Annotated in this window: 29 protein-coding genes, 1 other RNA gene, 1 riboswitch and 1 other annotated feature; all 30 genes read right to left on the reverse strand. The window is 37.2% G+C overall.

The window, feature by feature from the left end; all coding sequences use genetic code 11:
* Positions 1–147 (reverse strand): transposase (locus tag EKM60_RS08405; protein WP_191988853.1); only part of this gene is annotated, 147 nt, incomplete at its 3' end.
* A gap of 185 nt (positions 148–332) precedes the next feature.
* Positions 333–1346, reverse strand: coding sequence for a tRNA (adenosine(37)-N6)-threonylcarbamoyltransferase complex transferase subunit TsaD (gene tsaD, locus EKM60_RS08410; RefSeq protein WP_125714404.1), 1014 nt, complete (start codon positions 1344–1346; stop codon positions 333–335).
* A 10-nt stretch (positions 1347–1356) separates the two neighbouring features.
* Entirely contained in the window at positions 1357–1893 is a 537-nt protein-coding gene (rimI, locus tag EKM60_RS08415; protein ID WP_164508371.1) for a ribosomal protein S18-alanine N-acetyltransferase, read from the reverse strand.
* A complete protein-coding gene (gene tsaB, locus EKM60_RS08420; protein ID WP_125714406.1) occupies positions 1877–2599 on the reverse strand; it encodes a tRNA (adenosine(37)-N6)-threonylcarbamoyltransferase complex dimerization subunit type 1 TsaB in 723 nt (240 codons plus the stop codon). Before tsaB ends, rimI begins: the two co-directional genes overlap by 17 nt.
* Before the next feature lie 78 nt (positions 2600–2677).
* Complete coding sequence (locus tag EKM60_RS08425; protein WP_125714408.1) at positions 2678–3202, reverse strand: folate family ECF transporter S component; 525 nt, start codon at positions 3200–3202, stop codon at positions 2678–2680.
* A gap of 60 nt (positions 3203–3262) precedes the next feature.
* A riboswitch (THF riboswitch) is annotated at positions 3263–3370 on the reverse strand.
* A 49-nt stretch (positions 3371–3419) separates the two neighbouring features.
* Positions 3420–4169 (reverse strand): acyl-[acyl-carrier-protein] thioesterase, encoded by a 750-nt coding sequence (locus EKM60_RS08430; protein WP_125714410.1) that lies wholly within the window; start codon positions 4167–4169, stop codon positions 3420–3422.
* The gene (rsmI, locus tag EKM60_RS08435) at positions 4162–5034 is read right to left on the reverse strand and encodes a 16S rRNA (cytidine(1402)-2'-O)-methyltransferase (protein ID WP_125714412.1); all 873 of its coding nucleotides are present in this window, start codon (positions 5032–5034) and stop codon (positions 4162–4164) included. Before rsmI ends, EKM60_RS08430 begins: the two co-directional genes overlap by 8 nt.
* Before the next feature lie 13 nt (positions 5035–5047).
* Positions 5048–5404 (reverse strand): initiation control protein YabA, encoded by a 357-nt coding sequence (locus EKM60_RS08440; protein ID WP_125714414.1) that lies wholly within the window; start codon positions 5402–5404, stop codon positions 5048–5050.
* Between the two features lie 11 nt (positions 5405–5415).
* Complete coding sequence (locus EKM60_RS08445; protein ID WP_125714416.1) at positions 5416–6369, reverse strand: DNA polymerase III subunit delta'; 954 nt, start codon at positions 6367–6369, stop codon at positions 5416–5418.
* Positions 6369–6692 carry a cyclic-di-AMP receptor gene (locus tag EKM60_RS08450; RefSeq protein WP_125714418.1) on the reverse strand — a complete coding sequence of 108 codons (324 nt, stop codon included), beginning with the start codon at positions 6690–6692 and terminating at the stop codon, positions 6369–6371. The genes EKM60_RS08445 and EKM60_RS08450 overlap by 1 nt, the downstream gene beginning before the upstream one ends.
* A gap of 2 nt (positions 6693–6694) precedes the next feature.
* Positions 6695–7345: a dTMP kinase gene (gene tmk, locus EKM60_RS08455; RefSeq protein WP_125714420.1), complete on the reverse strand. Its 651-nt coding sequence runs from the start codon at positions 7343–7345 to the stop codon at positions 6695–6697.
* Positions 7346–7588: 243 nt separating this feature from the next.
* A complete protein-coding gene (locus EKM60_RS08460; protein WP_125714422.1) occupies positions 7589–7876 on the reverse strand; it encodes a DUF2508 family protein in 288 nt (95 codons plus the stop codon).
* 1 nt (position 7877) lies between these two features.
* The gene (gene recR / locus EKM60_RS08465) at positions 7878–8477 is read right to left on the reverse strand and encodes a recombination mediator RecR (RefSeq protein ID WP_125714424.1); all 600 of its coding nucleotides are present in this window, start codon (positions 8475–8477) and stop codon (positions 7878–7880) included.
* Position 8478: 1 nt separating this feature from the next.
* Positions 8479–8784, reverse strand: coding sequence for a YbaB/EbfC family nucleoid-associated protein (locus EKM60_RS08470; protein WP_404811409.1), 306 nt, complete (start codon positions 8782–8784; stop codon positions 8479–8481).
* Positions 8785–8817: 33 nt separating this feature from the next.
* Positions 8818–10515 carry a DNA polymerase III subunit gamma/tau gene (gene dnaX, locus EKM60_RS08475; RefSeq protein WP_125714428.1) on the reverse strand — a complete coding sequence of 566 codons (1698 nt, stop codon included), beginning with the start codon at positions 10513–10515 and terminating at the stop codon, positions 8818–8820.
* A gap of 81 nt (positions 10516–10596) precedes the next feature.
* An RNA gene (ffs, locus tag EKM60_RS08480) (signal recognition particle sRNA small type) lies at positions 10597–10679 on the reverse strand.
* Between the two features lie 43 nt (positions 10680–10722).
* Positions 10723–11199, reverse strand: a complete 477-nt coding sequence (locus EKM60_RS08485; protein WP_164508372.1) for a nucleoside deaminase — start codon at positions 11197–11199, stop codon at positions 10723–10725.
* A 6-nt stretch (positions 11200–11205) separates the two neighbouring features.
* Positions 11206–11523: a hypothetical protein gene (locus tag EKM60_RS08490; RefSeq protein WP_125714432.1), complete on the reverse strand. Its 318-nt coding sequence runs from the start codon at positions 11521–11523 to the stop codon at positions 11206–11208.
* A 52-nt stretch (positions 11524–11575) separates the two neighbouring features.
* The gene (locus EKM60_RS08495) at positions 11576–12178 is read right to left on the reverse strand and encodes a class I SAM-dependent methyltransferase (protein ID WP_125714434.1); all 603 of its coding nucleotides are present in this window, start codon (positions 12176–12178) and stop codon (positions 11576–11578) included.
* Positions 12179–12251: 73 nt separating this feature from the next.
* Positions 12252–12620: a 50S ribosomal protein L7/L12 gene (rplL, locus tag EKM60_RS08500; RefSeq protein WP_057765941.1), complete on the reverse strand. Its 369-nt coding sequence runs from the start codon at positions 12618–12620 to the stop codon at positions 12252–12254.
* A 34-nt stretch (positions 12621–12654) separates the two neighbouring features.
* Complete coding sequence (gene rplJ / locus EKM60_RS08505) at positions 12655–13161, reverse strand: 50S ribosomal protein L10 (protein WP_125714436.1); 507 nt, start codon at positions 13159–13161, stop codon at positions 12655–12657.
* 47 nt (positions 13162–13208) lie between these two features.
* Positions 13209–13326, reverse strand: a sequence feature (ribosomal protein L10 leader region).
* A gap of 30 nt (positions 13327–13356) precedes the next feature.
* Positions 13357–14037, reverse strand: a complete 681-nt coding sequence (gene rplA / locus EKM60_RS08510; protein WP_125714438.1) for a 50S ribosomal protein L1 — start codon at positions 14035–14037, stop codon at positions 13357–13359.
* A gap of 88 nt (positions 14038–14125) precedes the next feature.
* Positions 14126–14551, reverse strand: coding sequence for a 50S ribosomal protein L11 (gene rplK, locus EKM60_RS08515; protein WP_125593755.1), 426 nt, complete (start codon positions 14549–14551; stop codon positions 14126–14128).
* 123 nt (positions 14552–14674) lie between these two features.
* A complete protein-coding gene (nusG, locus tag EKM60_RS08520; RefSeq protein WP_125714440.1) occupies positions 14675–15217 on the reverse strand; it encodes a transcription termination/antitermination protein NusG in 543 nt (180 codons plus the stop codon).
* A gap of 94 nt (positions 15218–15311) precedes the next feature.
* Positions 15312–15497 (reverse strand): preprotein translocase subunit SecE, encoded by a 186-nt coding sequence (secE, locus tag EKM60_RS08525; protein ID WP_125714442.1) that lies wholly within the window; start codon positions 15495–15497, stop codon positions 15312–15314.
* Positions 15498–15510: 13 nt separating this feature from the next.
* Positions 15511–15660 carry a 50S ribosomal protein L33 gene (rpmG, locus tag EKM60_RS08530; protein WP_125714444.1) on the reverse strand — a complete coding sequence of 50 codons (150 nt, stop codon included), beginning with the start codon at positions 15658–15660 and terminating at the stop codon, positions 15511–15513.
* A gap of 73 nt (positions 15661–15733) precedes the next feature.
* Complete coding sequence (locus EKM60_RS08535) at positions 15734–16291, reverse strand: sigma-70 family RNA polymerase sigma factor (protein ID WP_125714446.1); 558 nt, start codon at positions 16289–16291, stop codon at positions 15734–15736.
* 158 nt (positions 16292–16449) lie between these two features.
* Positions 16450–17220 carry a 23S rRNA (guanosine(2251)-2'-O)-methyltransferase RlmB gene (gene rlmB, locus EKM60_RS08540; RefSeq protein WP_125714449.1) on the reverse strand — a complete coding sequence of 257 codons (771 nt, stop codon included), beginning with the start codon at positions 17218–17220 and terminating at the stop codon, positions 16450–16452.
* Complete coding sequence (locus EKM60_RS08545; protein ID WP_125714451.1) at positions 17201–17614, reverse strand: Mini-ribonuclease 3; 414 nt, start codon at positions 17612–17614, stop codon at positions 17201–17203. Before EKM60_RS08545 ends, rlmB begins: the two co-directional genes overlap by 20 nt.
* Positions 17607–19010: a cysteine--tRNA ligase gene (cysS, locus tag EKM60_RS08550; RefSeq protein WP_125714453.1), complete on the reverse strand. Its 1404-nt coding sequence runs from the start codon at positions 19008–19010 to the stop codon at positions 17607–17609. The genes EKM60_RS08545 and cysS overlap by 8 nt, the downstream gene beginning before the upstream one ends.
* Positions 19011–19027: the final 17 nt, after the last annotated feature.

Genomic DNA, 19027 nt, shown 5'->3' on the forward strand with positions numbered 1-19027 from the left:
CTTATAACTACAAAGTAATCGTATATAATCTTGTAAATCTCTTCGATATTGATTATATATAATTTTTCTCCTATACTTTGGTATGAATACAATATGGTACTTACACATCCATTTAGTATGTGCAAGGCTATTGAGTTTATTCGCCATTTCAAAAGTCCCCCTTTAATTTTTTAATGTTTGGCTTCGACACCTTCATTTTAAAACTATTGGGGGCTTTTTCGTATAACTATTAACGCCCACCCGCATAGCGGGTGGTTTTTTGTTTCGCACGCTTATGCGCACTCAACTGGGCCTAAAGGCATAATAAAAAAGACCGAGGCAGCCTCGATCTTCTAAAAATCTAAACTAGGATCAGCATTAATGGTTAAATCAGCGAAATCCTTCTTATCATATTGAATCTGAGCGATTGCACCGATCATAGCGGCATTATCGCCACACAATCTCAATGGTGGGAAAATCAGATCCATATCTAAATTACGTTCTTCAATGTCTTTCTTCAAACGTTGACGTAAGCCTTGATTAGCAGCAACTCCACCAGCAACGACTAATTGCTTAACTGGGTGTTGTTTCAAAGCCCTAAAGATTTTATTACTCAAGATATCCAAAACAGCGCCTTGGAAACTAGCGGCTAGATCATCTTTATTGAGTTCTTCATGAATTTGATCCGCATGATGAACACGGTTAATAAATGAACTCTTCAATCCACTAAAACTAAAGTCTAGATTATCTTCTTGAACCATGGCGCGTGGAAAATCAAAGATATCATTTCCTCTGGCAGCCATTTCATCAACTTTTTTACCGGCTGGATAATTGATACCTAACACACGACCGATTTTATCATAGGCTTCACCTACGGCATCGTCACGCGTATCTCCAAGTGTTTCAAATTCGCCAGGTGCACGTACCAAAACAATTTCTGTATGTCCACCAGACACTAACAGTGCCATGAATGGATATTGTAGGTCAGCAACTAAATTAGCCGAGTAAATGTGTCCTGCTAAGTGATTAGCTTTGATCAAAGGTAGATCATGCGCAAAGGCAACTGTCTTGGCTGCCATAATACCGATCAATAATGAACCGACTAATCCCGGACCATACGTCACAGCTACTGCGTCGAGATCATCGTAACCCACTTTAGCCTCGTCTAAAGCAAGCTCAATACAGTGAGTAACTTCCTCAACGTGATGACGACTGGCAACTTCTGGTACAACTCCGCCAAATCTTTGGTGACTCTTGATTTGTGTTGCAATTATATTTGATAAAATTTCCTTACCGTTCTTAATAACAGCGACGCTTGTTTCGTCACAACTACTCTCAAACGATAATATTAATGTATCTTTTTTCACGATTCTCTCCCTATAAATCGACCACCATCTCTAAAGCATCGTGATGATTTCTAAAATAATATTTCTCATGTATTGTTCGTGTCTTAAAACCAAAGGCTTTATACAAATCAATCGCGGACTCATTAGTAATATCCACCTCTAATGACATTTTATGAAAATTATACTTACGGCAAAATTCAAAAACTTGATTCAAGAATAAATGACCAATACCGTCTTTTTGCAATTCAGGCAATACCGCAATATTAGTTATATGTGCCTCTTTAGGATTACTTAATGACACACCAATAAACGCCACACAGTGGTTACGTTTGAGCAGTGACAAGTAGAGGGCATTCTTATTTCTAAGCTCAGTATCGACCACGTCTTGTGGCCAAGGAGCGGGTTTAGAATAAATGACTTCTTGAATATTCATATAATCATTTGAATCACTTAATTCAGCTTTTCTTAAAACTAGTTCCTGACCATTGATAGTTACTGACTGTTTGTCAAACGGATATTTATCGGGTAAACCTGAAGGCCAAAAAGTATCTTTAAACTTCTTCAACATAGGAAATATTACCATCTTTTTTATGTCCTTTTTGATACCAATCATGTTCAGCTTGCGTCAAACGCAGATAGTTAGGAACAAAGTTATCTATATCTGACACAGCAGGTTTATTTTCGGCCAACTTAGCTAATTTATCAGCTTCGGGCAAACTGTCTTTAGTATCCATCACCATTGCTTCAGGATATACATCTTTGATCAGGTCAGTTAAGTGTTCAGTGGCATTGATAAACTCTAGTTTATCAGATTCATATTGTTTTAATGTATCCAACAACTTTTCCATTGAAGTATGGTGATCTTCAATTAAATTAACCAGTTCACCATCTTGATATTGATACACTCCGGCAAAAGCATTGTCGTTTCTAGCATCCATCAAAGGAACTAAAATTTTATCCTCAGATCCATCAGCAGCCAAAACTTCCAAGCTTGACACTCCCACCAAGTTTTTCTTCAAAGTGAAGGCCAAAGTCTTTGCTACTGTTACTGCGATACGAACACCGGTATATGAACCCGGTCCTTGAGCTACAGCTATCAAATCAATCTCATCCATCGAAAGCTTTGAATCTTTTAATGCTTGCTGGATATCTGGCAACAAACTAACACTGTGAGTCTTCTTTTCAGTTGACTCGATCGAAGCCAAAACATCCCCATCACAAACTACAGCAACGGTCAAAGGCTTATTCGAAGTGTCAAAAGCTAATATTTTCATAAATATCCCCTCATTCTTAATAGCATTATTCTACCACAAGTTATTTAACGTAAAAAAAAAGACCTTCCGGTCTTCTTATTAATCAATTTTGTTAAATCTTGAATTACTGATCCATTTAAGAATTATATACAAGATCCCGGTTTGATAAACCAAGCTGATAGCCTCTTTTAACAGTCTTGGTGTTAGCAATACCCAAAATGGTGCATTAGAAATCATCTGAATCCACAATGTATTCATCAAAGTATTAACAATTACAACTACTAAAATAGTTGTGATCAAAACTCTAATGACCGTTACCTTCTTGTTATGAAGCATCGCACCGTAAATGATTCCCGAAACAATTGCCGAGACGGTGAATCCCCAAAAGAATGCGCCAGAACTCGGTAAAATTACCATCTTCATTATGTCTGCGATCGCCATTGCAATCGCAGCTTTATACGGCCCAAAATAATATCCGATCAGACCCATGGCCACAAAGCTGAAACCAACCTGCAACGCATTACTTCCTATTGAAAAACGGCTCAAAACCATTTCCAATGAAATTAAAATCGCCATCCACGTAAGTTCATGGACACTTATACTACTTCTACTCTTACTTAACATATTGACATCTCCTAGGAGGAGCTGCCACAGAATATAACTAGAGGCAAATTAACTATATAAAGTGGCGAATGCGGAAACAAAACCGCGAGTAGAGATAACTCTCTGACTCTTTGTCCAACGTTCACATTCCGTTCCGTCGGCACTTCACGCTTTGAATCCTACTCCAAAATTATTACCCCAATATACTAGCACAAGTGTTTATTTTTACAAAGACTTTTTATTTATCTTCCCAAGTCATCTTCGCAACGACATTTAAATCATTGCCATTTTGGATCCAATGTGTAGTTTCTAATCCATCATCACTGATTTTGGCAAAAACCTCCGGATGACTGTTGATATCTAGCTCTTTTTCGTATTTTATATCCATTGTCTTAACACGATGCTTTTCGACAAATTCAATTCCTAAAGAATCTACCATCCAATCAAAATAATATGAATTATTAACATGACGATTGACGTCAATATTGTAATAACCGATCTGTTGATCACGCTTAATATCATATTCCTTAGGCGTTTTAACTCTTGGGAAACGCTTGATCTTAGTGATTTCTTCTGCCCCGAACATATAGTCTAACTTGTCAGCAGCGCTGACCATCTTACGCTCATTAACATCAATAATAACAAAGGCACTTTCCAATTTGACCATATTATTTCCATCTAAATCATCGATCCAAAAGTCACGATAGAAGAAATACTTATTATAACTAGTTGCACGAGTTCTAACATTTAATTTCTGACCAAGTTGTGGCATTGACGTAACGTCCATATGATATTGGACAACGACCCATCCTAAACCACGTTTGACCATTTCTGAACTGTCTGAATCTGACTGGTGCAATTGTTTCTCCGAAGTTAATAACATTGCGTCAACTAAAGACGACAAGCGCATATCCCCCGTTAAATTAGCAAAGTAAAAGGGAAATTCCATCTCTTGTGAAAAAATTTGTTCCTCGGACAATTTATTCATCCTTTCCAATTCCGTGATACAGGTTATAAACAACCTGCTTCTTCAATAAATTCTGATTGGCGATATCTTTGATGGCTTTATTAGGTTTTTGTCCACCCTGAATCTGCAGATCAATAGCATTAATGATCTCGGCGTCAGTCATTTCAGCATTTTGTTCAATTGTTTTACCAGAAATGATAATAACGAACTCACCTTTAGGATCATGTTCTTGATAATAATCCAATGTTTGAGCAACTGTTCCACGCAAAAAGGCTTCGTGGATCTTGGTTAATTCTCTAGCCAAAGTTATCTGTCGATCCTCACCTAGCGACTCTTTTAGGTCAGTTAAAGTTTTAACCACTCGTTTAGGTGATTCATAAATAATTGACGTTTCGGCTCGGTTAGAAAGATTCTCTAATGATTCAGTTCTTTCTTTACCCTTCCTTGGCAAAAAGCCAAAGAAATAAAATGGCTGTGGCTCAATCCCTGATGCGATCAAGGCACTGATCGAAGCCGTGGCCCCTGGTAATGGAATAACTGAAATATCATGTTCAATAGCGGCCTTAACCAACTCTTTACCAGGATCACTGATCGAAGGTGTTCCGGCATCACTGACTTGAGCAATATTAGTTCCTTTTTCTAACTTTTCAATCAATTCTGGAATTCGTTGAGCTGTATTATGCTCATGAAAACTGATCAAATCGGTATCGATCTCAAAATGGGTCAATAATTTCATTGTATTTCTAGTATCCTCTGCAGCAATTAAATCAGCATCTTGCAGAGTTTTTACACTTCTAAAGGTCATATCATCTAAGTTACCGATCGGTGTTGGCACCAAAAAAAGGCAGCCCTTAGAATTGTCGACAAAACTTTTTTGTTCTCTCATTCAATTAGCTCCCTTACTTTACTTTTTTATTTTTCTTTTCATGATTCCCATAAATCACACCTTGGCAGAAGACACATTCTTCATCTTCTTTTCGATGTGAACCATAAAATGGCTGACAAACGTGGAATCCTTTCAGATACAACTTTTCCAAGTTTAATCTGGAAGTAGATAATCCGTTTGCTCCAAAATCTTTATCTTCATAACCAAGTTTCTCTAAATGTTTACGAAGATTTTGATTTTCCATCTCCAATTCTTCTTTTTCCTCTAAACTCTTTGACAACTGTTCTTTTAACGATTCTAAACGATCATTCAAATTATTTAATTGATTAGAGATAGTCTCAAACTCATCGTATAAATCATTTTCTGCCATAGTTTCACCCACTAATCCACAAATTTTAACGATAAATCTTCTAAGACTGCTTGAAAGGCGACATTACTTTTCCACATTTCTTCTGCTTTAAATAACTCATCCGAAAGATCAACAATCTTTTGAATACTCTTGTTAGCTAGAATATCCTCTTTAATCAAAAGTGCTTTTTTAAAATTATACCTAATTGATAATATATCACTAAAAATTTGATTCATCATGTCGAATACCAAATGTTGCTGGTCTTTATTCTCTACTAACGGCATGATATCAGTCTGTATATCAATAAAACTACTTATTTTTTGACGGTTACATTCTTTTAACCAATTGATAACTGCTGCGACCAATAATTGATAATTATCTCCAGTCATCCCTTGTAAGAATTTAATATCCGAAACTTTTAACGCCGTTTTAGCTTGGGCATCTTTATACCCAGCTTCCACCAATGTGTCAACTTCTTCATCGTTACTCTGATCTGACAAATGAAAAGTTTGAACACGGGATCTAATAGTTGGTAAAAGTTGTTTGGACGAATCGGCCAGTAAAATAATCATCAGATTACCTTCCGGTTCTTCGATCGTCTTCAATAAATTATTGCTGGCCGCATTAGTCATCTTTTCAGCAGCGTCAATGATCAAAATACGCCTTTTACCTTGAGTTGCCGTCATACTAGCTTCTCTCTTGAAAAACTTAATATCATCAACACCAATACTATTTTTATCCGTCTTGATCTCTAGCACATCAGGATTATCCCCTAACGCTATTGTTTTACAGCGCTGACAGGTTTGATCCGGTACGCCATCTTGTAAATTGCTGCAAAATTGACTTTGAGCAAGCCAAATAGCAACCTCATGTCTTACTTTTGAGGATGCTTTATCGATCAAATAAGCATGCGATAACATATTGGCTTGAATAACTTTTTGAAATTCATCTAGTGTTTTAGATTGTGTTTCCAATAATTCATTCATTAGAATCTGACAAGCTTATCTACAGGCAAGATAAAGCAAGTTGCTCCTCCAACTTGGACTTCTACTGGATCACTCATATTGACAGCTTCAGGCAGAATAAACGAAGGCGTTACGTATTGAGTTCTCGTATGACAATTTTCCTTGATAACATCTAATGCATCGTCAACTTTTTCATCCTCTACTCCAAGAATAAAAGTTGAATTACCAGATTTCAAAAATCCACCAGTTGAAGGTAATCTAGTTGAACGAAATCCATCTTTAACTAAGTGTGACTGTAATTGTTGACTATCTTTGTCTTGAACAATGGCTAAAATAAGTTTCATAATTATTTTCCTCCATTAAATGTCTTAGGAAATCTCTTGATTATTGCGTCCAATGCATCAGCTACAACCTTTTCTGGTGTCTGCTCAGCATTGATCGTAACAATTCTATCAGGATTTTCTTCGATCAATTTTTGATAAGTATCATGAACTCGCTGATGAAAGTCAATTTTTTCTTGTTCGAGCCGATCCATTGCACCCTCGTGATCTTTTCTGATCCTTGCTAGACCGACCTCTGGAGTAACATCAAAATAAATCGTCAAATCAGGCATTGTGCCATTAATAGCAAAGTTATTTATCTCGGCAACTTCTTTCGTACCAATTTGACGTCCTCCACCTTGATAAGCAATAGAACTGTCCACAAACCGATCACTTATCATAATTTTACCGTCTTTTAGAGCTGGTAAAATAACATCAATCAAATGCTGTCTTCTAGCCGCAGCATACAAAAGCGCTTCAGTTCTATCATCCATTTCTTGATCGTGAATACTCAAAATTATTTTACGGATTTTTTCTGAAATGGGACTGCCGCCAGGTTCTCTGGAAACAATAACTTCTTGATTAGTTTTTTGCTTTAGTAAAGGTAATAGTGAGTTCAAAGCTGTTGTCTTACCAGCTCCATCTGAACCTTCAAATGAAATAAAAATTCCTGACATTAATTGACCACTCCTAATATATTATTTCTATTTTACTTGAATCAAGAGATAAATCCAAGTTGTGAACTTAGAGTTTATAACAAAGCAGCACACCTCATCAGAAGTGTGCTGCTTTGTTTACTACTATAAACGAGCTGCGGGAGGACAAACATCTGTGCTTGCTACGAATATCAAATATGGCACAAATCGCCATCTTTGATATCCTAGGCAATGCTCAATGTCTGACAGTCCTCCCTCCGCTCTCTACCAATGTTTCTCGGCTCGACTAGGTTGTCTCAAAAATGTATCTTCTTCACCGAAGATAATATTAGTCGTCCTCTTAGCGGCGGCCCTTCTTCTTCTAGCTTCTAAATATAGATATTGGTATTTAATTCGATCTAATTTCATTTCATCTTGCGTATCCTGTGGAAGATCAAAGGAACTATTCATTAACTTTGATGAATTATTAATTTTTTCTTGTAATTCATGAGTCTTACCTAATAGTCGATCGTCTTCTTCTTTTTGGACGCTTACTTTTTTTCTACCAAACATATTAGATCTCCCTGCGGCCTTGAACGGCACTCTTTAGAGTCATTTCATCAGCGTATTCAATATCTGATCCAACGGCTAGACCATGAGCCAATCTTGTCACTGTAATACCGGCTGGTTTAACTAATTTAGCTAAATACTGTGCGGTTGCTTCTCCCTCTGGAGTAGCATTTGTTGCAATGATCAGCTCTTTGACTGAATCATTAGTTCTTAAACGATTCAACAATAATTTAATATTAAGGTCTTCTGGTCCAATACCGTCAACTGGTGACAAAACACCACCTAAAACGTGATAAAGTCCATTATAACTATTCATGTCATCAAGTACCATGATATCTTTAGGCTGTTCTACAACCAAGATCGTCGATTGATCACGACCCTCATCGGTACAGATCGAACAAACTTCATCAGTTGTGATATTCCCACAGATCTTACAATACCTTAAATCTGTCTTAGCAGAGATAAGATTGTCAGCAAATTCTTGGACACGATTTTTATCCATGCCTAATGTAAAAAATGCCATTCTGGTTGCGGTTTTCTTACCGATACCAGGCAACATCATATAACTATCAATTAATTTAGAAATTGGTTCTGGATATTTCATACTACATCAACCCGTTCGTATATTTTCCTAACTTAGCCTGTTGGTCCTTGGCAACTTCATCAACACCATTATTAAAAGCATCAATCAGCATATCTGTCAATGTATCGGGATCATCAGGGTCAATAACTTTTTCATCAACTTTGATATCTAAAACTTTGTGGTCACCGTTTAATTTAACAGTTACCAAATCATCAACTGATTTACCAACGTATTCAGTCTTCTTTAATTCTTCTTGAGCACCTTGCATTTCTTTTTGCATCTTTTGGGCTTGGCGCATGAGATTTCCCATGTTTCCCATTCCACCCATATTAGGCATTCCTTTACTCATAAATAGTTCCTCCTAGTCGTCTTTGATATCTACAATTTCATTACCGAAAAGATTCAACGCTTCATCGACTGCTGGATCTTTTTTAGGTTCTGCTTTAGATTCTACATTTTCTTTCTTTGGTAAATCAATATTATTAGAAATATATTCTTTTCTAATTCCTGGCCATTGATCTTTTGGTACCAATACGATCTGACAATCCTTTTTCAAAAGCGTACCAGCACTACTACTCAACTCATCCAAAAATTCAGTATCTTCTTGAACCTGTTCATACCAGAGTTCGAAATCAAATGCTACAACGATTCCATCTACACTGGCAGCCACAGGATCAGCAACTCTCATTTTAGCACGTTGCGTCACCGAAAGCTTACTCATTAAATCAGGCCAAATATCCTTGGCTACGGCTAAATCCTTCTTTGTCGCATTATCCAAGACTTTATAAATGGCGGTCTTATTAAGGTGACTAGTTTTCGATTTATGTGCGGCTCTCTTAGGCTTTTCAGGTTGTGCTTGCATATTGCCTGTGGAAAGATTCTTGATTTCTTTTTGAAGTCTTTCGACTTGTCCACTGAGCTTTTCCATTTCTTGGTTATCAACTTTAACTTCTTTAATGTCCGGCTGATCCATGACTTGTGGTTCACTGATTTTAACAGTTAAAATTTCCATATAAACGTCAGTCTGGTTAGAATTTTTTAAATTCTTCTGTGCGGCACTGACTTGATCAACAATATAAAATAAACGTTTATTGTCGAATTTGTCAGCTAGACTCAACAAATCCTTAGTCATGATCGTATTGTCCATCTGATCTGATAAATCAGAGTTGGAGTTATACAGAATAAGATTTCGACAAACTCGAATGATCATTTCAGTGAATCTAACTGCTGAACGACCACTTTCTAGGATCTTATACAGACTCTCTAGCGCTTGTGCCGACTCACTATTAGCGATAGCTGCCATATAGGCCGTTATCTGGTCATTACTCAAAGCTCCGGTAACTTCTTGAGCATTCTTCAAAGTTAGCTGATCATCGCCATATGACAGAGCTTGGTCCAGAATACTCAAAGCATCACGCATACCACCTTCAGCAGAAGCAGCAATGATATTCAAAGCTTCTTCATCATATTCAATATGCTTATCATTTAGAATATAAACCATTCGTTCCAAAATATCCTGTCTGGAAATCCTTCTAAAAGTAAAGCTCTGTGTTCTGGAAATAATTGTTGCAGGGATTCTTTGAGGTTCAGTTGTTGCCAAAATAAACATGACATTAGCTGGTGGTTCTTCCAAAGTTTTCAACAAAGCATTGAATGCGCCTTGTGATAACATATGGACCTCATCAATAATATAAACTTTAAATTTAGCTTCAGTTGGTGCATATTTTACCTTGTCACGAATATCACGAATTTCTTCAACACCATTATTTGATGCGGCATCAATCTCAATAACATCATTTAAACGGTTCTCATTTGCGGCTTGGCAAATTTCACACTCATTGCATGGTTCACCATCATGTGGATTCAAGCAGTTAACAGCCTTAGCTAATATCTTGGCACAGGAAGTTTTCCCAGTACCACGCGGTCCGCTGAATAAATAAGCATGACTGGTCATATTACTTGCGACAGCATTCTTCAAAGTCTGCGTTATCACACTCTGACCAATTACATCTGAAAAAGTTTGGGGACGCCAAACTCGATAAAGTGCTTGATATGCCATTTTGTCTCCTTAGTGAATAGAATAAGTAAATTTTACCACAAAAAAACTCCTAACCAATTATGATTAGGAGGCTAATATACATAACAAAAGGCACATGGTACAACTCACTTAGTGCTGCTTTCTTCCGAACCTGACACGATTCGCAAGAGCACCATTGCCCTAAGGCCTTGCGGCAATAACTATAATACTATAAATTTACTTTTTATGCTACTTTTTGCCACGGATTTTTCTAAAGAAATTTCGTAATAAATCACCAGTTTCTTCGGATTTAACGTTGGCTAACACCTCTGGCTGGTGATTATAGCGCGTTTCCGCCAACAAATTATTAATTGATCCGACTGATCCAGCTTTAGGATCACTAGCACCAAAAATAACTTCTTCAATTCGACTGTTGATGATTGCCCCAGCACACATTGGGCAGGGTTCTAAAGTCACAAATAAACTCATATGCTCTAAACGCCAACTCCCGACTTTTGCACAGGCAGCTTCGATTGCAATAATTTCAGCGTGTTTAATGGCATTTTGAGTCTCTTCACGTTCATTTGAACCCACAGAAACAACTTCCTTAGTGCGATTATCCACAATAACACAGCCGATGGGAACCTCAGCTCTAGTTTCAGCACCCTTAGCTTCTTCTATTGCAAGATCCATAAAATGATCAATTTCTTCTTCTGAAAGCTTCATATTGTTTTAATCAACTAAATCTTTAAACTTCTGCTCAATTACCTTTGGTAGTTTAAGAGTTTTCCACTCTATTTCAGATTTATCTTCACGAACTTTGTTGATAATATCAATCAATATCCTAACTTCTTCATCTGATAATGTGCCTACAAAGACCAAAATTTTCTCATTACCTCGAAAATAATCTTTGATGTACGACTCCAATTGAATTCTTTCTCTTTTAACTCGAAGAGCTCTGACAGCTTTCCAAATTAAGATAACAATTAAGAAAACTCCACCTGTTATTAAGGCTAAGATTATACCAATAGCAATTTGTTTTTTGTCCATTGTAAACACCTCCAGCATGAATATAACATATTTAATCTAATTTAAAAATAAATTAGTTTAAACAACTTTTTAAGATATAATATCCCTTATCTCGAGTGACAACTTCGACATTACCAAATGTCTCTTTCATCAATTTTTTAGCAGATGGTGCGCCTTGTTTCTTCTGCAAGACGATCCAAAGTTCTCCTCCATCGACCAAATGATCGATCGAATTCTTCAAAATATCAGTAACGACTTTTTTACCAGCACGAACTGGAGGATTAGAAACTACAAGTGCATATTTATCAGTGATCTTTTCATATGCATCTGATTCTAAAATATCCACATTCTTGATACCATTAGCTTTGGCATTATCACGAGCTAGATCCAAAGCACGTAAATTAACATCTGCCATCACAACTTGACGCTTATTTTGTTCTTTAGCAAGTGCCAGACCGATTGGTCCATACCCACAGCCAACATCTAAAATATTCCCAGCTGGTATTTCATCGAATTTGATCGATTCAATTAAAACTCGCGATCCATAATCAATCGTTTGTCTGGAAAAAACACCGCTGTCTGATGTGAAGGTCAAATTATGACCACGCAAAGTGAAATTGAATTTTTTAAATTCGTGTTCTAAATCTGTTGAGTTTTCAAAGTATTGATTAGCCATATTATTCTCTTTCTGTATTTTTAGATACAAAAAAAGTCTGGGCTAAACCCAAACTTTTTAAAATTTGAAATTATTATTTCAAAGTAACTGTAGCACCAACGGCTTCAAGTTTTGACTTCATGTCATCAGCGTCTGCCTTAGCAACGCCTTCCTTGATAACCTTAGGAGCACCATCAACAAGGTCTTTTGAGTCTTTCAAGCCAAGTCCAGTGATACCACGAACTTCCTTGATAACCTTAACCTTTTCTTGACCTGCTTCTGTAAGTTCAACATCAAATGAATCCTTTTCAGCAGCAGCGTCGCCACCAGCAGCAGCACCTGCAGCAACAGGAGCAGCAGCTGTAACGTCGAATTCTTCTTCGATAGCCTTAACAAGGTCGTTAAGTTCTAGAATTGAAGCATCTTTTAAATCATCGATAATCTTTTGTGTATCTAAAGCCATTATTTTGTCCTCCGAATTATGTTTGTTTTTTTAATTAAGCAGCTGGTTCGTCGTCTTTCTTTTCAGCAACAGCTTTAACAGCCAATGCGAAGTCGCGAACTGGAGCTTGTAATACAGATACCAACATAGAAAGCATACCTTCTCTGTTTGGTAGTGTTGCAAGGGCTTGAATTTCTTCAAGAGATGCAGCTTTGCCTTCAATGATACCACCCTTGATTTCAACGGCGTCAACATCCTTAGCAAATTTAGCAGCAACTTTAGCAGGTCCAACTGGATCTTCTTCAGAATAAGCGATGGCTGTTGGGCCAACGAAGAATTCTTCGAGACCTTCTAGTCCAGCTTCTTCAGCAGCACGTCTCAAGACAGTATTCTTGATAACTTGCATAGTAGCACCTTGCTCACGTAATTCAGCACGCATTTCAGTAGCTTGTTCAACAGTAAGACCTAAGTAGTCAACAACAATAACTGACTTAGCGCCCTTAAGGTTCTTAGCAACTTCTGTAACGAGTGCTTCTTTTTGTGCTAGTTTTTCTTGCTTCATTATTACGTTTCACCTCCACAATTTATTTTAGTTAACTCTACAAATTTCGGCTAAAAATAAAATCTCTGCGCCCGAAGGACACAGAGATTATTTAACAATCTTCTGGCCTCGGCAGGATATTAAGATTTACATCACCTGAGTCTTCGGTAGAAATCAACTATTGTACATTATCATTATTTTGGTTATAAGTCAACATTAAGCGTTGATTGTTAGACCAGGGCCAAATGTTGATGTCATATTAACACTAACAATATAGTTACCCTTAAGTGATGCAGGACGTGCTTTAGCGATAACGTCGTAAAAGGCGTTAAAGTTTTCAGCAAGCTTGTCTGAATCAAATGAGATCTTACCGATAGGTGCGTGGATCAAACCATTAGGATCTACACGGTAAGTAACTTGTCCAGCTTTAACATCATTAACTGCCTTTGTAACATCCATAGTTACAGTACCAGTCTTAGGGTTTGGCATTAAGCCTTTAGGTCCAAGTACACGACCTAAACGACCAACTTTAGCCATCATTGGTGGTGTTGCAACAGCAACATCAAAGTCTAACCAACCATCTTGAATTTTTTCAACAAGGTCGTCAGAACCAACGATGTCAGCACCGGCAGCTTCAGCAGCCTTAGCTTGTTCACCTTCAGCGAAGACGATAACCTTTTGTGATTTACCTGTTCCGTTAGGTAGAACAACGGCACCACGAATTTGTTGATCAGCTTGTTTTGGATCAACGTCCAAGTTAACAGCAACCTCAACGGTTGCGTCAAATTTTGCGTAATCTACTTTTTTAAGTAAGTCAATTGCCTCAGTAGCAGTATAAGTCTTTGTCTTATCTACTTGCTTGAGAGCTTCAATATATTTTTTTCCATGCTTAGCCATGCTAAGTTCCTCCTTGCTTTGTGGTCTATTGGGGATTTTCCCCTCCCACTTGTTAAGAATACTTTCGTATCCCTGTAAACTGCTATGTCTAGTCTTCTACTTCAAAGCCCATACTTCTTGCAGTACCAGCAACCATACGCATTGCAGATTCAACACTTGCAGCGTTTAGGTCTTTCATCTTGGTTTCAGCAATTTCGCGAACTTGGTCTTGTGAGACTTTGGCAACTTTCTTAGTGTTAGGTTCGCCAGAGCCTTTTTCAACGCCAGCAGCTTTCTTTAATAGAACAGCTGCAGGTGGTGTCTTTGTAACGAAATCGAATGAACGATCTTCATATACAGAGATAACAACAGGAATGATCATTCCCTTTTGATCTTGTGTACGTGCATTGAAATCCTTTGTAAATGCAACGATATTGATACCAGCTTGTCCTAAAGCAGGACCAACTGGTGGAGCTGGAGTAGCCTGACCAGCAGGAATTTGTAATTTAACTACGTTAGCAACTTTTTTAGCCACGGTGCATACCTCCTTGTTCCGTGATGTGGTCATATTGAGAATAAATATTTTCTCTCCCACATGTATGATAAAAACATACCGTCTTATAATATCATCAATTATTTACTATATCAATGATGTTTTTTATTTTTCAACGGCATTAAAGTCAACTTCGGCACTTGTCATACGTCCGAACATGTCAACATCAACTTTTAATTTGCTGTGATCAGCATCAATTTCTGTAATTTTACCAGTCATATTAGCAAAAGCACCATCGATGATCGTAACCGTCTCACCAACTTCAAAGTCATTACCTTGATCTTTAATGCTAATACCTAGGTCATTTAGAATATGGTCAATTTCTTCTGGTAGAAGTGGTGCAGGTTTACTACCTGAACCGTGACTTCCAACAAATCCTGTAACACCAGGTGTATTACGAACTATAAACCATGATTCGTCACTCATAACCATTTCAACTAAAACATAACCTGGGAAAGTCTTCTTCATTTCTGTCTTAGACTTACCATTCTTTACTTCTGTTTCTTCTTCTTCTGGCACTACTGCACGAAAAATGTAATCCTCCATACCCATTGATTGAGCACGTGATTCCAAGTTTTCTTTAACTTTATTTTCGTAACCTGAGTATGTATGTAGAACATACCATTGTTTATCTCCAGCTTCAGCCATAATTTCCTCCAAAAAATCAAAATAAAAAAACTCCGAAATAATCCGAAGTTTTCGCTTAGTTCAATAGTAGCAAATTTCTCAATTAGTTACAAACCTATTTGCCCATTAAGAAATGTTGTAGTAGTGATAGCATGCCCCAATCGATCAGAGCTAAAAAGGCAGCATATATTAATGATGTAGCAATAACTGTCCATGTATCACGTTTGTTTTCTTTAAATGTAGGCCAAACAACAAGTTTCATTTCTTTTTTGACACTACCGAAAAATTTAAATAATTTCATTTAGTCCTCCAGTTTAGCGTGTTTCTTTATGTAATGTATGTTTTCCACAATGCTTGCAAAACTTCTTAACTTCAAGACGTTCCGTTCTATTTGGATTTTCAGAGATTGTGTAATTTCTTGATCCACAAACGCTGCAAGCTAGTGCTAATTTTCTTAGTCCCATTGAATTCTCCAGAATCTATGCAGTTTATTATCCTGTTAATTGTAGCTTTTTAAATATCAAAAGTCCAATAATTTTAGTGTAACTGACTTTTGATCTTGGTTTTACAACGACTAGTCGCTCTGACCATTTGTTCTTTACTGCACTGAGCGGATAAGCATGCATCTTCCAATCCGATTTTACCCAATAGAAACTGTAATGCCAACGCTTCTCGGTGACTCAAATCATTAAAATAACCTTCCAAACAGTTGACCAGATCGACCATTTTTGTGTGTTGATTGGAGATAAATGATTGATGATCTTCGACCAAATATACTTCAAATGAATGTGTATTCTGATTAGCTTGACGTTTATCAGTATTCTCCCTGCGAACAATATCAATAATGTGATTCTTAAATCTCATTTTAAAGAAACTGCCAAACTGTGATCCGTTACTGCCATTGAAAATCATACATGTTTCATGACAGACGATGAATGCTTCCTGATACCAATCGTTGCGATCATAACCGTGGATATAATATTGCTGAAATAAATTTTCTATCATTGGTTTATAACGTTTGATCAATTTTTGCAAAGAATCAGAATCATTTCCCCGCTTAACCATCGAAATCAGATCAGTCTCAGATATGTTCATAAAAGTTCCCCTCTTCTATGAACGATTTTTCTATTTAAATTTATCATTGGACAGTTAACAATATAAGAGAACGCTAGTTCATTAAAACTTCGTTAGACTAGATACTGAATTGATTATTTCAAAATATAAAAAAGCCAGATCCCAAAAGGATTTTGACTTTAATGTCTTGAAGCAAATGCTTGATACAATAAGACACCAGTAGCAACACTGGCATTTAAACTTTGAACATGTCCTACCATTGGAATACTCAAAGTCTGATCAACTTGTTTTTGCACGAGAGGTGAAACACCCTTACCTTCGTTACCGATAACCAAAGCAACTGCACCTTTAGCATTCCAGTTACGATAGTTGTCACCTTCCATAGCTGTACCAAAGACCCAAACATTCTCTTTCTTTAGGTCCTTGATAGTATTGACCAAGTTAGTCACACGTACGACTGGAACATGCTCGATCGCACCAGTCGAAGTCTTAGCGACAACTGAAGTCAAACCAGTTGAACGATGTTTAGGCACGATAATTCCGTGAACACCGACTGCATCTGCCGTTCTCAAAATTGATCCCAAATTATGTGGATCTTCAATCCGATCCAAAATCAAAATAAATGGATCTTCATTCTTATCTTTAGCAGCTTTAAAAATATCATCTAGCTCTGCATATTGATATGGCGCAATGTATGCGGCCATACCTTGGTGATTTCCACCATTGGTAATATCATCTAGCTTTGCCTTGGGAACTTCTTGCACGATCAATTTGCTGCGTTTGCCCAATTCAATAACTTCACCGATATGTGAACTCTTAAGTCCCTTTTGAACCAATACTTTATTGACACGTTGTCCCGCTGTTGGTGACTTTAATAGCTCAACAACTGAGTGATGTCCAAAAACTAATTCACTCTCTTCATTGTCATTATCATTCGAATTGTTCTGCATCAGTTTCCCCCGATTCTACTTTTTTAATACACCAAAGAATTAATTCTTCCAAACGTTTTTGATCTTTCTTTATATCTAAATAACCGATCAAAGCTTCAAATCCAGTTGACATGTGATATGTCAGAACACCGGTATTCTTAGCTTTAGTATACTTTTTTGCATTACGGCCATTCTTATAGATCCTGATCTCTTCATCAGATAAAATGTTTTCTTCTAACATCAAATTTATAAGTGCCGCCTGAGCCTTGGCCGAAACATAGTGTTTAGCCTTTTGCTGCAACAGATTTACCTTAGTGATATTCAGATCTAATAGATGTCTGCGAATATAAACCTCATAAGCAGCATCCCCTAAATATGCCAAAGTAACACCGTTTAATTGTTCAATTTTAACCATTAATGTGCCACCGTGTTCCCTGTGGAGTGTCTTCAAGAATGACACCCATTTCTTTTAATTTATCTCTTAATTGATCACTCGTTGCGAAATCCTTGTCTGCACGTGCTTGATCACGTCGATTGACCATCTTTTGGATCTCATCTGACAAATCTTGTTGTTCGTCAAATTTGATACCCAAAATACCGCCCAACAATGCCATTTCATCCAAAATAGCTTGAGCACTATCAGCGTTGATCTCATCTTGAGCACTGTAATTATTTGCTAAACTGACCAACTCAAAAATCTCAGTTAAACCATTTTGAACATTAAAGTCATCATTCATGGCTTCTTTGAATTTGTCAGAAATAACTGCCACTTTACTCTTGATATCATCGGCAGCACCACTAGCATCGTCCAATCTGAATTGCAAGTTATTGTAAGCTGTCTTGATCTTCTCAAGATTATCAGCTGCCTTTTGCAAATTAGATTGTGAATATTCCAAAGGTCTGCGGTAATGAGTTGAAGATAAGAAGAAACGCAATACTTGTGGATCTACTTTCGTTACAAGATCATGCACAGTAACAAAATTGCCTAGTGACTTACTCATCTTTTCGTTATTCTCAACCGTAACAAAACCATTATGCATCCAGTAATTAACAAATTTCTTACCAGTCTTAGCTTCACTTTGAGCCAACTCATTCTCATGGTGAGGGAACTCAAGATCTTGTCCACCACCGTGAATATCAAAGGTGTCTCCTAAATATTTAGTCGACATAACTGAACATTCAATATGCCAGCCCGGACGCCCTTCACCCCAAGGTGAATCCCATTTTATTTCATTAGGCTTAGCCTTTTTCCAGAGAGCAAAATCTACTGGATCTTGCTTCTTATCAAATTCAGCTTCACCGATATGTTCACTAGCACCTTGAACTAGTTGATCGATATCTTGATCTGATAATTCTCCATAATGTTTGAATTTACGAGCGCGATAGAAGACATCCCCCTCTGATTCATAAGCATAGCCTTTTTCAATCAAGTCAGAAATAAATTCAATAATTTCTTTTATATTATCTGTCGCACGTGGATTAATAGTAGCTTTTTGAACATTTAACTTACCTACATCTTCATAAAAGGCTTTGATAAATTTGTCAGCTACGGCAGGTACAGTCGTACCCTCACGATTTGCTTCTTTGATCATCTTGTCATCAACATCAGTAAAATTAGATACAAAGGTTACTTTGTAGCCTAAATACTCTAAATAGCGGCGAACCGTGTCAAAAGCTACGATCGATCGAGCATTTCCAATATGAATATAGTTATAAACCGTTGGACCACAGACATACATGTGAACCTCATTTGGGATGATCGATTTAAATTCTTCTTTTTGACGTGTCAACGTGTTGAATATCTTTAGCATGATTTCTCCTTCCCGTA

The organism is Companilactobacillus kedongensis, assembly GCF_003946625.1.
Lineage (GTDB): Bacteria > Bacillota > Bacilli > Lactobacillales > Lactobacillaceae > Companilactobacillus > Companilactobacillus kedongensis.